This window comes from Leifsonia shinshuensis, assembly GCF_022606355.1.
In the GTDB taxonomy this organism is placed as follows: Bacteria; Actinomycetota; Actinomycetes; order Actinomycetales; family Microbacteriaceae; genus Leifsonia; species Leifsonia shinshuensis_B.
The window spans coordinates 521,964-535,820 of record NZ_JAHHZQ010000003.1 but is presented as its reverse complement, the minus strand read 5'-3'; the positions used below and the strand labels follow the sequence as shown (position 1 = coordinate 535,820).

The 13,857-nt window shown below is 70.0% G+C and carries 12 protein-coding genes; 9 read left to right on the top strand and 3 right to left on the bottom strand.

Translation table 11 applies throughout. The features are described from left to right. Positions 1-78 precede the first annotated feature (78 nt). Positions 79-933 (top strand): enoyl-CoA hydratase/isomerase family protein, encoded by an 855-nt coding sequence (locus tag KNO15_RS13960; protein WP_241704354.1) that lies wholly within the window; start codon positions 79-81, stop codon positions 931-933. After that, positions 930-1,739: an alpha/beta fold hydrolase gene (locus KNO15_RS13955; protein WP_241704353.1), complete on the top strand. Its 810-nt coding sequence runs from the start codon at positions 930-932 to the stop codon at positions 1,737-1,739. The genes KNO15_RS13960 and KNO15_RS13955 overlap by 4 nt, the downstream gene beginning before the upstream one ends. Here KNO15_RS13955 and KNO15_RS13950 read toward each other — a convergent pair. From KNO15_RS13950 to KNO15_RS13940, 3 genes are all read right to left on the bottom strand, one after another. Continuing rightward, entirely contained in the window at positions 1,714-2,922 is a 1,209-nt protein-coding gene (locus KNO15_RS13950; protein ID WP_241704352.1) for a metal-dependent hydrolase family protein, read from the bottom strand. The two genes, KNO15_RS13955 and KNO15_RS13950, sit on opposite strands and share 26 nt — an antisense overlap. Before the next feature lie 19 nt (positions 2,923-2,941). Beyond that, positions 2,942-4,345, bottom strand: coding sequence for an L-serine ammonia-lyase (locus tag KNO15_RS13945; protein WP_241704351.1), 1,404 nt, complete (start codon positions 4,343-4,345; stop codon positions 2,942-2,944). Between the two features lie 69 nt (positions 4,346-4,414). Next, positions 4,415-5,446, bottom strand: coding sequence for an Lrp/AsnC family transcriptional regulator (locus KNO15_RS13940; protein ID WP_241704349.1), 1,032 nt, complete (start codon positions 5,444-5,446; stop codon positions 4,415-4,417). A gap of 98 nt (positions 5,447-5,544) precedes the next feature. Here KNO15_RS13940 and KNO15_RS13935 point away from each other — a divergent pair, with 98 nt between their 5' ends. The 7 genes from KNO15_RS13935 (at position 5,545) to KNO15_RS13905 (ending at position 13,832) form a co-directional block, all read left to right on the top strand. Beyond that, on the top strand, positions 5,545-7,008 hold the full coding sequence (locus KNO15_RS13935; RefSeq protein ID WP_241704348.1) for an MFS transporter: 1,464 nt from the start codon (positions 5,545-5,547) through the stop codon (positions 7,006-7,008). After that, positions 7,005-8,195: an amidohydrolase gene (locus tag KNO15_RS13930; RefSeq protein ID WP_241704347.1), complete on the top strand. Its 1,191-nt coding sequence runs from the start codon at positions 7,005-7,007 to the stop codon at positions 8,193-8,195. The genes KNO15_RS13935 and KNO15_RS13930 overlap by 4 nt, the downstream gene beginning before the upstream one ends. Positions 8,196-8,314: 119 nt before the next feature. Further along, positions 8,315-9,340, top strand: coding sequence for a LacI family DNA-binding transcriptional regulator (locus KNO15_RS13925; protein WP_241704345.1), 1,026 nt, complete (start codon positions 8,315-8,317; stop codon positions 9,338-9,340). Between the two features lie 147 nt (positions 9,341-9,487). Next, positions 9,488-10,819 (top strand): ABC transporter substrate-binding protein, encoded by a 1,332-nt coding sequence (locus KNO15_RS13920; protein ID WP_241704343.1) that lies wholly within the window; start codon positions 9,488-9,490, stop codon positions 10,817-10,819. Between the two features lie 63 nt (positions 10,820-10,882). After that, positions 10,883-11,794 (top strand): carbohydrate ABC transporter permease, encoded by a 912-nt coding sequence (locus KNO15_RS13915; RefSeq protein ID WP_241704342.1) that lies wholly within the window; start codon positions 10,883-10,885, stop codon positions 11,792-11,794. After that, positions 11,791-12,669, top strand: coding sequence for a carbohydrate ABC transporter permease (locus KNO15_RS13910; protein ID WP_241704341.1), 879 nt, complete (start codon positions 11,791-11,793; stop codon positions 12,667-12,669). Before KNO15_RS13915 ends, KNO15_RS13910 begins: the two co-directional genes overlap by 4 nt. 77 nt (positions 12,670-12,746) lie before the next feature. Then, on the top strand, positions 12,747-13,832 hold the full coding sequence (locus KNO15_RS13905; RefSeq protein ID WP_374113170.1) for a glycoside hydrolase family 130 protein: 1,086 nt from the start codon (positions 12,747-12,749) through the stop codon (positions 13,830-13,832). Positions 13,833-13,857 lie beyond the last annotated feature (25 nt).

The following is a 13,857-nucleotide window of genomic DNA, read 5'->3' as shown; positions in this document are numbered from 1 at the left end:
CACGGGCCTTCACCCGCTTATCGAGATAAAGTGTCTCGTTAACGGGCGGGAACGGCCGCCCCGACGAAGGGACTTTTCATGGTGGACACATCGAGCTTCGGATGGGACGGTCACGTCGCACCCACCCCGCTGGAGGAGTACTCGAAGCGCTACGCCGACTTCTTCGAGATGCGACGGGAGGGCGGCATCCTCGAGCTGCGCCTGCACACCGATGGCGGATCGTACGTGCACAACTGGGCCGCGCACAACGCCTGGAGCCGGGTCTGGCAGGACGTCGGGAACGACCCCGAGAACCAGGTGCTGATCATCACGGGGACGGGCGACGCGTGGTTCCAGGGCGACCCGCGTCAGACCTGGCCGAAGCCGCTGGTCGACGAGACCCCGGACTACATCTTCCAGCAGACGATCGACGCCTGGAAACTGATCGAGAACTTCGTGAACAACATCGACATCCCCACCATCGCCGCGGTGAACGGCCCCGGGATCCACACCGAGTTCGCCCTGATGTGCGACGTGACGCTCGCGGCCGAGGACGCCGACTTCATGGACCCCCACTTCATGGTCGGCACGGCCCCCGGCGACGGGCTCTCGCTCGCGCTGCAGCACCTGATGGGAACCAAGCGGGCTGCCTACGCCATCTACGGCGGCACCGGGATCCCCGCCCGCAAGGCGCTCGAGTACGGGCTGGTCAGCGACGTGCTCCCGCGCGAGGAGCTCGTGCCGAAGGCGTGGGCACTCGCCCGCGACATCATGAAGCGCCCGCGGTTCGCGCGCTGGGCGACGCACAACATTCTCAACCGCCCGTGGCGCAAGCTGGTGACCGAGGACTTCGGCTTCCACTTCTCGCAGCAGTCGCTGGCGACCGTCGCCTCCAAGGCGCTCATCCCCGATCCCGACCTGGTCGCCGACGCGCGCAAGCGAAAGATCTGGTGACGCAGCAGACGGCAGGCACGGCGTCGCTCGTCCGCACCGGCGCGGGGCTCACCTCGTTCCGGCTCGACGGCGCCGGGCCTCCCCTCATCCTCGTCCACGGACTGCAGATCGGGCAGGAGCTCTTCGACGAGCTGCGCGGCCACCTGGTGCCCCGGTTCACGGTGATCACGTACGATCAGCGGGACCGCGGGGCGACAACGTTCGGACCGTCGACGTACACGACCGACGATCTCGCCGACGACCTCGCCGCGCTGATCCGGGCGCTCGGCTTCGCCAGGACCCATGTGCTCGGAACCTCGTTCGGCGGGATGGTGGCGCAGGCGTTCGCGCTGCGGCATCCGGAGCTGCTGCACGGCCTCGTGCTCGGCGCCACATCGCAGTCCCCGTTCCGCGCGGAACGGGTCGCGGCTCCTGTGGCGGAACTCCTCGGTGCGCTCGAACGCGGCGACGAGAAGCGCGCCAGAGCTCTCCTCGCACGAATGGCTCCTGCCGTAGCGCCTGCGGACGCAGAGGGGGCCGCGGGGGCGAGGTCGGACGAAGGCGACAGGCTCGTGCGCCGGTTTGCCGCCGCACGCTCGTTCGACACCCGCGGGCGCCTCGGGGCGATCGCCGCAGAGACGCTCGTGCTGCACGGCAGGGACGACACGGTGGTCCCGCTGAGGGACGCGCTGTCGCTGGCCGGCGAGCTCCCGCGTGCCGACGTGCTCGTGCTCGCGGGCAGCGGTCACGCCTGGGAGAACGAGCAGCCCGCTCGCGCGGCCGCCGCGATCGGCGCCTTCCTCACCGCACCCGCCGCCCGTCGATGACGACGTGCCGGATCCGCTCGCGCAGGCCTCCGAGATCGGCGAGCCGGCCGTCCAGCACGACAAGATCGGCGAGCGCGCCGGGCGCGATGGCGCCGAGGTCGTGCTGCCGGAGAAGGGCGGCCGCGCTCGCGGTGGTGGCTCTCCAGGCGTCTGCGGGGGTCATCGACGAGGCCCGGACCATCAGCTGCAGCTCGTCCAGGTTGCTCGCGGAGGGATGCCCGTACGGCGGGGAGTCGGTGCCCATCGCGACCTTCACGCCGGCGTCGACCGCTCGGGCGAAGCTGGCCCGGTGCGCGTCGAGAGCCTCCCGGGCGAGCGCGAGGCTCTCGGGCGCGATCGGCACGCCTCGATCGCCCGCGTCCACGATCGCCTGGGTCGCCGACAGGGTGGGCACGAGCCAGGCCCCCGTGCTCAACATGAGGTCGATGGCCTCATCGTCGAGGTGGTAGCCGTGCTCGATCGAGCGCGCCCCGTGGCGCAGCGCCGCCTTGATCCCCTCGGCGCCCTGGGCGTGGGCGAAGAAGTAGCTCCCGGCCGCGGCCGCCTCGGCAGCGATCACCTCCAGCTCGTCGTCGCGGAAATGCGCGTGGCGCGGGTCGTCGCCGACAGACATGACTCCTCCCGTGGTCGCGACCTTGATCGCGTCCGCGCCGGCGCGCAGGATCTCCCGCACTCCCCGCCGCACGTCGTCGACGCCGTCGCGCACCGCGCGGGGCCGCCCGGGGTTCGGCATCATCATCGCCATCGACCGGCTGCCGCCCGAGGGGAGGTGCAGGTCGCTGTGGCCGCCCGTCTGGGAGAGCATGACGAGGGCGAGCTGCAGGCGCGGGCCTTCGATGAGCCCCTTCTCGATGGCCCGCCGGACGCCCGCGTCGGCTCCGGCCGCATCGCGCGCCGACGTGATGCCCTGATCGAGCAGCAGGGACAGGTTCCGCACCGCCTCGTAGTACGGGAGCGAGTAGGGCTCCTGCTCGCTGCGTGCCACGTCGAGGTCGCGGATCAAGACGTGGACATGACAGTCGAAAAGGCCGGGCACGATCGACATCCCCGCGCAGTCGACGGCGTCGTCGCCGTCCAACCCGACGCCGACGTCGACGATGCGCCGCCCCTCCACGACGACGTCGGCGAGCGACGTCGATGTGCCGTCGAAGACCTGTCCTCCGGTGAAAACGGTGCGTTTCACGATGTCGCCTCCTCTGGCGTCAGCACTCGACCACGTTGACGGCGAGTCCTCCGAGCGCCGTCTCCTTGTATTTGTCACTCATGTCGGCACCGGTCTCGCGCATGGTCGCGATGACCTGATCGAGGGAGACGCGGTGATCCCCGTCGCCCCAGAGCGCCATGCGTGCGGCGTTGATGGCCTTCGACGCCGCGATGGCGTTGCGTTCGATGCACGGGATCTGGACCAGGCCGCCGATCGGGTCGCAGGTGAGGCCGAGGTTGTGCTCCATCGCGATCTCGGCGGCGTTCTCGACCTGACGCGGGCTGCCTCCGAGGACCTCCGCGAGTCCCGCGGCGGCCATGGACGAGGCGGAGCCGACCTCGCCCTGGCACCCCACCTCCGCGCCCGAGATCGAGGCGTTGGCCTTGTACAGCGTGCCGATCGCCCCGGCGGCGAGGAGGAACCTCTCGATGATGTCTCCGCGAGCGACGTCACCGCCCGTCTGCGCGGCGGGCGTGTAGTGCAGCGCGTAGTACAGCACGGCCGGGACGATGCCGGCCGCGCCGTTCGTCGGGGCGGTCACCACACGTCCGCCGCTCGCGTTCTCCTCGTTGACGGCGAGCGCGATCAGATTGACCCGCTGTTGCCAGTACCCGCTGTCGACGTTCGGGTCCTCCACGTCCAACCGCGCCGCCCAGGCGCGGGCGCGGCGTCGAACGCCGAGGCCGCCCGGCAGCGTCCCGGATCGACCCAGCGACGAGCGCACGCTCGCCTCCATCACGTCCCAGATATGCCGCAGGCTCGCCCGGACCTCACTGTCCGAGCGGAGGGCGCGCTCGTTCTCGCGCATCACGTCGCTCACGCTGAGCCCGGTCCGGTCGCAGATCGCGAGAAGCTCCGCCCCGGAGCGGAAGGGGAGGGGCACGGTCGGCGATTCCTTGGGGGAGGGGAGCGCCTCCTCCCCCTCGCGCACGATGAAGCCGCCACCGACGGAGAAGTAGGTGTGGCTCGACAACGGCTCGCCGTCGCCCCCGACGGCGGTGAGCGAGAGCGCATTCGGGTGTCGGGGGTGCACCGTCAACGGCCGGAGGACGAAGTCCTCGATCCGGCACGGGACCGGGTGCCGTCCGCCGAGCTCGACCATTCCGGTGCGGGTGATCTCGTCGAGCTGTGTTGTGAACTCGTCGGGCGTGATCTCATCCGAGCGCGCTCCCGCTAAGCCGAGCAGCACCGCGGTGAACGTGCCGTGTCCCGCTCCCGTCGCGGCCAGCGAGCCGAACACCTCGACACGCAGGCCGGCGACGCGGTCGATCAGGCCGTCGCCCTCGAGCGAGTCCGCGAAGGCGGCGGCGGCCTTCATCGGTCCGACGGTGTGCGAGCTCGATGGCCCGATCCCGACCGTGAACAGATCGAACACCCCGACGGTCTGCTGCGCGTACGTCATGGACCGCCACGGTAGGCGATCGGGTCGCCATGACGCTCGATTCGCAGGTTCTCGGCTCGAAAACGTCAGTCAGTGCAGGATCGACGTCGGCAGTGGCACGACTTCGTCGGTTGCAGCTCCTCCGTCCTGCAGGTAGCGCCCCTCCTTCTTCAGACTGCGCAGCACCACCGAGCGGTCCGCGATCGAGACGCCGGGGACGCTCTCCTCGATCGCGGCCTCCAGCCGCTGAACATCGCCGAGGGTCCTCATCCAGACGGACAGCACGAGGTTGTACGGGCCGAGCGTGGAGGCGGCCATCCGCACCTCGTTGATGCGCGTCAGGGCGGTGCCCACCCGCGCGGCCATCGCCGCCGGCACCCGCACGAAGTACCAGGCGTGCACCGGCCACCCCGAATGGGCGCGCGCCACCTCGGTACGCACGACCAGGCGCCCCTGGGCGGTGAGCGTCGCGAGCGCCTCCCGGATCCTCCGCTGTCCGACGCCGAGCTCCCGGGCCAGCGCCGTCACGGTGGCGCGCCCGTCGTGGCCGAGCAGCCGCAGCAGGTCGCGCTCCAGATGCGGGTCGACCTCAGGACGACCGCCCCCGCGTCCACCCGCCTGCGGAGGAATGGTCCGCTCGACCGCAGCCACCTCGTCGGCCGACAGCGAGCGCAGCCGCCACTGGCCGGAGTCCGTGAACGGAGAGGACAGGATCAGGGTGCGTGTCGCCCGCACGCCGTCGAGCCGCCGCATCCTGCTGATGATGTAGTCGCTCAGCGCATCCAGGTCGGACGCGCCGGCGATCACGAGCAGGTCGCGCCCTCCCGCGGTGTGGTCGATCGTGAAGGCCTCCGGGTCCGCCGCGAGCGCGCGGGCGATCTCCATCGTGGCGCCGGGCTCGGCCTCGATCTCGAGGATCGCCGACGGTCCGCGCGCCTGCGCGCCGGGGTGGCCGGCCACCCACGCCAGGCCGTGCTCCGAGAGCCGTTCCCAGCGGCGGGCGAGCGTGACGGCATCGACGCCGACGATCGGCGCGATGGAGGCCCACCGGGCGCGGGGATTGATCTGCAGCGCTTGGATCAATCGCCTGTCGATCTCTTCGAGGCCCATAACCTGCGGCAAGGCAGCATTTCTGATCACAAAACTGCATTCTATGCGCCGATGCCGCCACGCACGGTGACGATGATCCATCACCGTCGATCCGAATTGAGGAGCACTCCATGCAGCGAAGACTCTCCCCGGCCCGATCCGCCTTCGGCGTCGTCGGCTTCCTGGTGGTGATGGAGTTCGGCAGCGGCGCGCTGCAGGGGTGGTTCTCGCCGCTGCTCGCGGCGATCGGGCGCCAGTTCGACGTCGGAGCAGGTGCGCTCAACTGGGTGAACGCGATGTACATGCTCGTGACCGTCGCCTGCGTGCCCATCCTCGCCAAACTCGGCGACATGTTCGGCCACAAGCGCCTCCTCGTCGTTGCCTCGGCGCTGGTCGCCGTCGGCTCCCTGGTCGTCGCCTTCGCGCCGAGCTTCGAGATCTTCCTCGTCGGCCGTGCGTTGCAGGCGCCGCTGGCCGCCTTCCTCCCCCTGGAGTTCGCGATCGTCCGTGCCAGGGACGAGCGCTCGGCCAGCCGCAGCATCGGCGTGCTGGTCGGCGCCCTCACCCTTGGCGCCGCCGTCGGTTCGCTGGCGTCCGGGCTGCTCTTCGGCGCGATCGGCGACCTCACCGTCGTGCTGCTGGTGCCGGCGGTCTTCGTCGCGCTGTGCGTACCTGTCGTCATCCTCCTCGTGCCGGAGACCGTGGTGCGCAAGCGGGGCCGGGTGGATGTGATCGGTGCGATCCTGCTGACCGCGGGCCTGCTCGCGGTGCTGACGGGCATCTCGAATGCCGGCGTCTGGGGCTGGGGCGATGTCCGCACCATCGTCCTGCTCGTCGGTGGCGCCGCACTTCTCCTGTCGTGGGTCGTCGTCGAGCGCAGGATCGCGGACCCGCTCGTCGACCTGACGATGCTCACCAGGGGAGGGATCGGGCTGCCGATCGTCGCCTCGCTCCTGTTCGGCGCGCAGACCTATGGCGGCCAGACGGCGAGCTTCCTCTGGCTGCTCGGCGAGCCTGCTCGCGACGGCTACGGTCTCGGTATCCCGCCGGCAGCGGCCGGGGCGATCATCGTGCTCTATGCGCTCGCCGCGTTCGTCGGCACGCTCCTGGGCGACCGGCTCGCGCGACGGATCTCCGCGGCGCGCGCGATCGCGCTCGCGGGAGCGGTGGCCGCGGCGAGCTTCGCACTCATGATCGGCCTTGCGCAGGCGGCCGCCCTGTTCATCGCCGCCATGGCTGTCGGCGGCGTGTCCGCCGGCGTGCTGCTCGCCGTCCTCCCGGCGGTCGTCGTCCGGAACGCCCCGGCGGATTCGGTCGGCATCGCCTCCGCGCTCTTCAACACGGCGCGCACGGCGGCGGGTGCGGCGGCCGGCGCGGTGTTCGCCCTCGTCATGTCGCTGTTCGTCGTCGCGCCGGCCGGCGGTGGCGCGGCAGGCGATCACTCCGCACCCTCATCGTTCTTCGCGGTGTGGGCGATCTGCCTGGTGATCGCCCTCGTCCTCGCCGTCGTCGGGATGCGTATCCGGGTGGGCCCGCCGGCCCAGGAGCCGCACGACTCCGGCCGTGCCGTCACCGAGCCGGTCGAGGAACGATGACCATCGCAGAACCGCGACTCGCGTACCGCGCCGACGACGCGATCCGCGACGCCCTGCTGGACTCGCGTGCGGCCTGGGCGGAGCGGGTGGTCACGCTGAGTGGAGAGATCCACGGGCATCCCGAGCTGGCGTTCGCGGAGCACCGCGCGGCGGCCGGCATCGCCGACGCGTTGCGCGCAGAGGGGTTCACGGTCCAGGTCGGGGCGTTCGAGCTCGACACGGCTGTCGACGCCGCCTACGGCGATGGCGACCTCACGGTCGCGATCTGCGCGGAGTACGACGCGCTTCCGGGGATCGGCCACGCCTGCGGACACAATGTCATCGCCGCAGCCGGCGTGGGCGCGGCGATCGCGCTGGCCGGCGTCGCCGACGCTCTCGGCCTCCGAGTGAGGCTGCTGGGAACACCGGCGGAGGAGCATGGCGGCGGGAAGATCCGCATGCTCGACGCAGGGGCGTGGGACGGTGTCGACTTCTCCCTCATGGTCCACGCCGGCCCCGGGCGCGATCTGCGCTGCGCCGACGTGCGCACGCAGGCTGTCGCCCGCTTCGACGTGTCCTTCCGGGGGCTCCCCGGCCATGCCGGCGCCCCCAGCCCGGAGGGTGTCAACGCGGCGAACGCCGCGACGATCGGCCTCGTCGCCCTCGGGCTCCTGCGCCAGCACCTCCCGGACGGCGTGCGCACCAATGCGTTCGTCGCCGACGGCGGGGAGGCGACCAACATCATTCCGTCGTCGACCCTGGTGCGCGCCGAGGTGCGCGCCGACACGCTCGAGGCGGTGGAGGGCGTGCGGCGGCGGGTCCTCGCCTGCTTCGAAGGCGGCGCGACGGCCACCGGGTGCTCGATGAGCTGGCAGGACGCGGAACCCACCTATGCCGACGTGGTCCAGAACCCGGTGCTGGCCCGCGCGTGGGACAGCAACCTCGCCGCGCTCGGCCGCTCGCCACAGCCGTACTCGGGGTCGCCGGGCGGCTCCACCGATATGGGGAACGTCTCGCGGGTCGTTCCGTCGATCCATCCGCTGATCGCCATCCAGGAGTGCTCCTCCGCTCCGCACACGCCCGCGTTCGCCGACGATGCCATCGGCCCGGCGGCCGAGCGCGCCGCGGTCGACGGCGCGCTGGCACTGGCGCTCACGGCGGCCGACGCCGCGGCGTTCCTGCGCGCGGGCCGGTCGCTCAGGGGGTGAGCGGATGAGCCTGCCTCCTCTGGGAAGGAGGTGACGTAACCTGAGCGCGTACGGACGGACGACGGACATTCGGAATACGATGTCCGACGCTGGACGTAGACGTGAGGGAAGGCGGATCGGTGGCTGATCAGCGGGTGACGATCGTCGATGTCGCCAACAAGGCCGGCGTCGCGATCAGCTCGGTCTCGAGCGCGCTCAACGGTCGGCCCGGAGTTTCGGACGTCACGCGTGAGCGCATCATCCAGGTGGCGACGGACCTCGGTTTCGTGCCTTCGCTTCGCGGCAAGAGCCTCTCGGGGCGACGCGCGTTCACGGTCGGGCTGGTGCTGCACCGCGATCCGGACGTGCTGGAGCTCGACCCGTTCTTCGGCGGTTTCATCGGTGGCATCGAGGACGCGATCGACCCGCGCGGGTACGCGTTGGTGCTGCAGATCAGCGCGGAGTCGGACAAGGTGCTGCAGCGTTACGAGAAGTTCGCGGCGGACCGTCGTGTCGACGGTGTGCTGGTCAACGACTTGGAGGTGGACGACCCGCGCATTCCCCTGATCCGAAGGCTGGGCCTGCCGGCGGTCGCGATCAACCCGGGTGCCGATTTCCCGATCCCCGCCGTGCGCCAGGACCCCGATGCGGGGATCCGGGCGACGCTGCGGCACCTGGTGGAGCTGGGGCACCGCCGCATAGCGTACGTCAGCGGCCGCCCTCACATGACCCACTCGGTGGAGCGCGAGAACGCCTGGCGAGCAGCATCCCTCGAGCTCGGGCTCACGCCCGGGCAGGTGATACCCGGCGATTTCACCTACCTCGGCGGCGCCTCCGCAGGCTCCGCCCTGCTCGCGCTGGCCGAACCTCCCACGGCGGTGATGTGCGCGAACGACCTCTCGGCGATCGGCCTGATCGCTCAGGCTCAGCACCTCGGCGTGGACGTGCCGGGGGAGCTGTCGGTGGCGGGCTTCGACGACATCCGGCTCGGCACGTACGTGCGTCCGTCGTTGACGACGGTGCACACCAGCCCGCGGGAGCTGGGGCGGGAAGCGGGCCGGCTCCTCGTCGACCTGATCGAGAACGGCGCCGTCGCCGACGTCCGGGTCTCGGACGCGCACCTGATCGTCCGCGAATCGACCGGCCCGGCGCCCGCCGCGCGCTGAGCACCGGCGAGGATCGCAGTTGCGCTCCTCCCTCCCGCCATGCCACTATGAGCACAACCGAAACGTTTCGGTAAAACGAAACGTTTCGTCACCTGCATCACCGAACCCGTTCCCACGCACTCTGGCAACTCGACGAGGAGACATCACATGGCAACGAAGAGGTTGCGAGGCACGATCCTGAACCGGCGGTTGTTCGCCGGGATCGTCGCCGTGACCACGATCGGCGCGCTGGCCGCCTGCTCCGGCGGCGGCGGGTCGTCGAACAGCGCCGAACCGAGCGGGAAGCTGCAGCTCCTCGTCTCGAGCAGCGACGCGACCGACGCCGGGTTCCGGGCGATCAACGACGCATTCGAGAAGCAGTACCCGAAGGTCGACGTGGTCTTCTCGACTGTGTCGAACGACAACTACCCGGCGACGAAGTCGTCGCGGCTCACGGCGGGCAACCTCGACCTGTTCGTCGTGAAGGGCCTGACGGAGACGCCCTCGTACGCGAAGGACGCGGCCACCGACGACGCCCGGCTGGCGAAGGCGGGCGGACTGGTCGACCTCAGCGGCGAGTCGTTCCTCAAGCAGTACACGCCCAGCCTCCTCGACTCCCAGGCCATCGACGGCAAGCAGTACGCCGTGCCGACCGGCGTCAGCTACTACACCGGCGTCTTCTACAACAAGAAGATCTTCGCCGACAACGGCCTGAAGGTGCCCACCAGGTGGAGCGAGTTCACCGCCGTGGTCGACGCCCTCAAGGCGAAGAGCATCACGCCGTTCGGCATGGGCGGTAAAGACAGCTGGCCCGCCGGCCTGCCGATGCTCGCCTCCGTCGCCTCGCTCTACCCCGCGACCTCCGACAAGCAGCAGCTGGCGAAGGAGCTGTGGACGAACAAGGCCAAGCTCACCGACCCCACCGAGGTCAAGGTGCTCGAACAGACCGAGTACGTGCTGAAGAACTTGCAGCAGGGTGCTGCGGGCGCCGACTACACATCGATCCCGTCGGGCTTCGCAGCAGGCGACTTCGCGATGACGGTCGACGGCACCTGGGACCAGCCGACGATCGACGCCGCTGTCGCGGGCTCGTTCGACTACGGCTACTTCCCGTTCCCCGGCTCGGACGACGCAACGGACAACGCCCTCCTCAACGGCAAGACGGAGCTCCAGCTGGCCGTTCCCGCCTCGGCCAAGAACAAGACGGCCGCGCTCGCCTGGCTGAAGTTCTTCTCCGACAAGAAGAACTACGAGCTCTTCCTGAAGAAGTCGGGCTTCTCCTCGGCCCAGCCCGGGATCTCGACCAGCGCGTTCCTCCAGTCGATCGCCGGCTACACCAAGTCGTACGAGCCGGCCTGGGACCAGATCTGGTTCGCCAACAACAAGGCCGGGCAGGACGCGGTCTTCCCGTTCAACTACCCGGCACTGACCCCGCTCGGTTCCGACACGCCCGAACAGGCCGCGCAGGCGGCTCAGAAGGCGTGGTCGGCGGCGGGCTGACCCTTTCGAGACGGGCGGTCCGCGTATCCACCGCGGACCGCCCCCTCGTGAGTCGAGAGACACATGACAGAATCGTTCCCCTTCCCACGCCGAACACCGGTGCGCATCACCTTCGGGCTCGGGATGCTCCTGCTGGGCGTATTCGGCTTCGTCCCGGCGGTCGGCGTACTGATCGCCTCGTTCACCGACCTGCGCGGGCTCCCGGGCCTGCCCATCAATTTCGTCGGCATCCAGAACTACGTCGACTTCTTCTCACCCGCCAAGTGGGCCGACAGCGCCAACGCGCTGCGGAACACGGTGATCTTCGCCGTGGTGAGCACCGTCCTCCAGATCGTGGTCGCCCTGGCCGTCGCCGTGCTGCTGAACCGCCGCCTCAAGGGTCGCGACTTCTACCGCGCCGTCGTCTTCATGCCCACGATCCTGGGCGTGACGGTGACCGGCCTGGTGTGGTCGCTGATCTTCAACGTCAGCGGCGGCCCTGCCGCCTCGGTGCTCGACCTCTTCGGAGGGCACTCGGCGTTCTTCGGCGACCCCCACCTCGCGCTGACGCTGGTGATCGTGGTGCAGGTGTGGATGGTGCTGGGCGTCTCCGTGATCATCTTCCTCTCGGGTCTTCAGGCGATTCCCGAAGAGCTCTACGAGGCTGCCGAGATCGACGGCGCCAGCGGCTGGCAGCGCTTCCGCAGCGTCACCGTGCCCCTGCTCGCACCGTCCATCACGGCGAACGTGCTGCTCGGCATCGTGAACGCCCTCCAGAGCTACCAGCTCATCTACGTGCTCAGCGGGCCCAACAACCGCTCGACCCAGGTACTCTCCCTGCTCGTCTATGTGCAGGGCTTCGGCGGGGCGTCGGGAACCACCCTCTCGCAGTCGCAGGGCTACGCGGCCGCCGTCTCGATGGTCCAGTTCGTGCTCGTCGCGATCGTCTCGATCATCGCCCTGGCCATCCTCCGCCGACGGGAGGCGAAGCTGTGACGACCACCACCTCCGAGACCCTGACCGTCGCGACGACCGGCTCGCGGGAGGTCGTCCGCGGGCGTCGACGCCGGCGTATGCCGATCGGCGCATACATCTGCGCGCTCATCCTGATGATCGTGTTCCTGTTCCCGCTGCTCTACCTGCTCAACACCGCGCTCAAGTCGCAGGCCGAGTTCGCGGCGAACCCGGTCGGGATCGTGTCGGATCCCCAGTGGGGCAACTTCGCCACCGCGTGGGAGAAGGGCGACTTCGGCGCGTACATCCTGAACAGCGTGCTCTACACCGCCGCGGGATCCGCGATCGGCACGCTGCTGACGCTGGTGCTGTCCTTCCCGGTCGCCCGCGGCTACATCCGAGGCGCCAAGTACTGGACGGTCGTGTTCGTGCTCGTGCTGTTCCTCCCCAACGCGCTCATCACCCAGTTCCAGCTGCTCCTGCGCCTGGGGCTGTACGACACCCAGCTCGGCTACATCCTGCTGATCGGCGTCGGCGTGGGCGTCGGGCCGCTGCTGCTCAGCGGCTTCGTGAGGTCCATCCCCCGTGAGCTCGACGAGGCGGCAGCGATGGACGGCGTGGGCTACTGGCGCTACCTCTTCACGTTCATCCTGCCGCTGGCGCGGCCGGCGCTCGTGACCGTGTTCATCCTGCAGGCGGTCTGGATCTGGAACGAGATCATCCTCGCCACCGTCCTCCTCGCCGATCCCACCAAGTTCCCCGTGACGGTGGGCCTCTACGCCTTCAAGGGGACCTACGGCAACCAGTGGCCGCTGCTCGCGGCCGCGACCTTCATCGTCGCGGCGCCCCTCATCATCGGCTACATCTTCATCCAGCGCTACCTGGTCAACGGCGTCGTCGGCGCCGTCAAGGGCTGACCATCCGCTCCGTCCGTTCCGTCCGCTCCATCAGCTCCATCCGCTCCACTCGCAACGACATCCGCAAGAGAGGTTCCGTGTCCACCACCATCGCCGCCACCGCCACCATCCCGTACGCGCTGGAGCGCGTGGGCACTGTCATGGAGCCGGATCCGGCCGATCCGCATCAGGCCGAGGGAGTGCTCAACCCCGCGACGGTGCAGGACGCCGACGGGACGGTGCACCTCTTCCCGCGGCTGGTCGCCGAGCAGAACGTCTCCCGGATCGGGCGGGCCAGGGTCGTGGTGACCGACGGGGTGCCGTCCGGCGTCGGCGAGCTGGAGATCGCGCTGGAGGCCGAGCGCGGCTGGGAGCACGGCACCGACCACGGCGGCGTCGAGGACCCGCGCATCACCCACCTGAAGGACCTCGGCGTCCACGTGATGAGCTACGTCGCGTTCGGCCCCCTCGGGCCGAAGCCCGCGCTGGCGGTCTCGGCCGACGGCCGCACGTGGCGACGGCTCGGCCCGATCCAGTTCGAGTACGACGACACGCTCGACACCGACCTGAATCTCTTCCCGAACAAGGACGTCGTGTTCTTCCCCGAGATCGTGCCCGATCCCGAGGGCCGGCCGAGCCTCGCGCTGCTGCACCGCCCGATGTGGGACTTCGGATTCGTCCGGCCGTCGGAGCGTCCGCCACTGCCCGCCGGCGTCACGGACGAGCGGGCGAGCATCTGGATCTCCTATGTCCCCGTCGACGCCGCCGTGCAGGACCTGGCGGCGCTCACCCGTCCGGGCGCGCACCGTTTCGTCGCGGGCCCCGCGTTCGAGTGGGAAGCGCTGAAGATCGGCGCAGGTCCCGCTCCGCTGCGGGTGCCGGAGGGCTGGCTCGTCCTCCATCACGGCGTCACCGGATCGCTGCCCGGCGGCTCGTTCGTGCCGCAGGCGTTCAGCGTGCGGTACGTCGTCGGCGCGATGCTGCTCGATGCCGACGACCCCTCGCGCGTGCTCGCCCGCACGAGCGAACCCCTGCTGGCACCCGAGACCGCAGACGAGACCGCGGGAACCGTGGCCAACGTCGTGTTCCCCACCGCGATCGAGCGGATCGGGGACGAGTACTTCGTCTTCTACGGAGCGGCGGACACCCGGATCTCGGTGGCCCGCCTGGTCCGCACCCTCTGACCCCCGCACCCTCCCCGCGAACAAG

Excerpts from the sequence above, each read along its gene's own strand:
- KNO15_RS13930 (WP_241704347.1), top strand. The coding sequence starts at position 7,005 with ATGACCATCGCAGAACCGCGACTCGCGTACCGCGCCGACGACGCGATC.
- KNO15_RS13960 (WP_241704354.1), top strand. The coding sequence starts at position 79 with ATGGTGGACACATCGAGCTTCGGATGGGACGGTCACGTCGCACCCACC.
- KNO15_RS13935 (WP_241704348.1), top strand. The coding sequence starts at position 5,545 with ATGCAGCGAAGACTCTCCCCGGCCCGATCCGCCTTCGGCGTCGTCGGC.
- KNO15_RS13915 (WP_241704342.1), top strand. The coding sequence starts at position 10,883 with ATGACAGAATCGTTCCCCTTCCCACGCCGAACACCGGTGCGCATCACC.
- KNO15_RS13945 (WP_241704351.1), bottom strand. The coding sequence starts at position 4,345 with ATGACGTACGCGCAGCAGACCGTCGGGGTGTTCGATCTGTTCACGGTC.
- KNO15_RS13920 (WP_241704343.1), top strand. The coding sequence starts at position 9,488 with ATGGCAACGAAGAGGTTGCGAGGCACGATCCTGAACCGGCGGTTGTTC.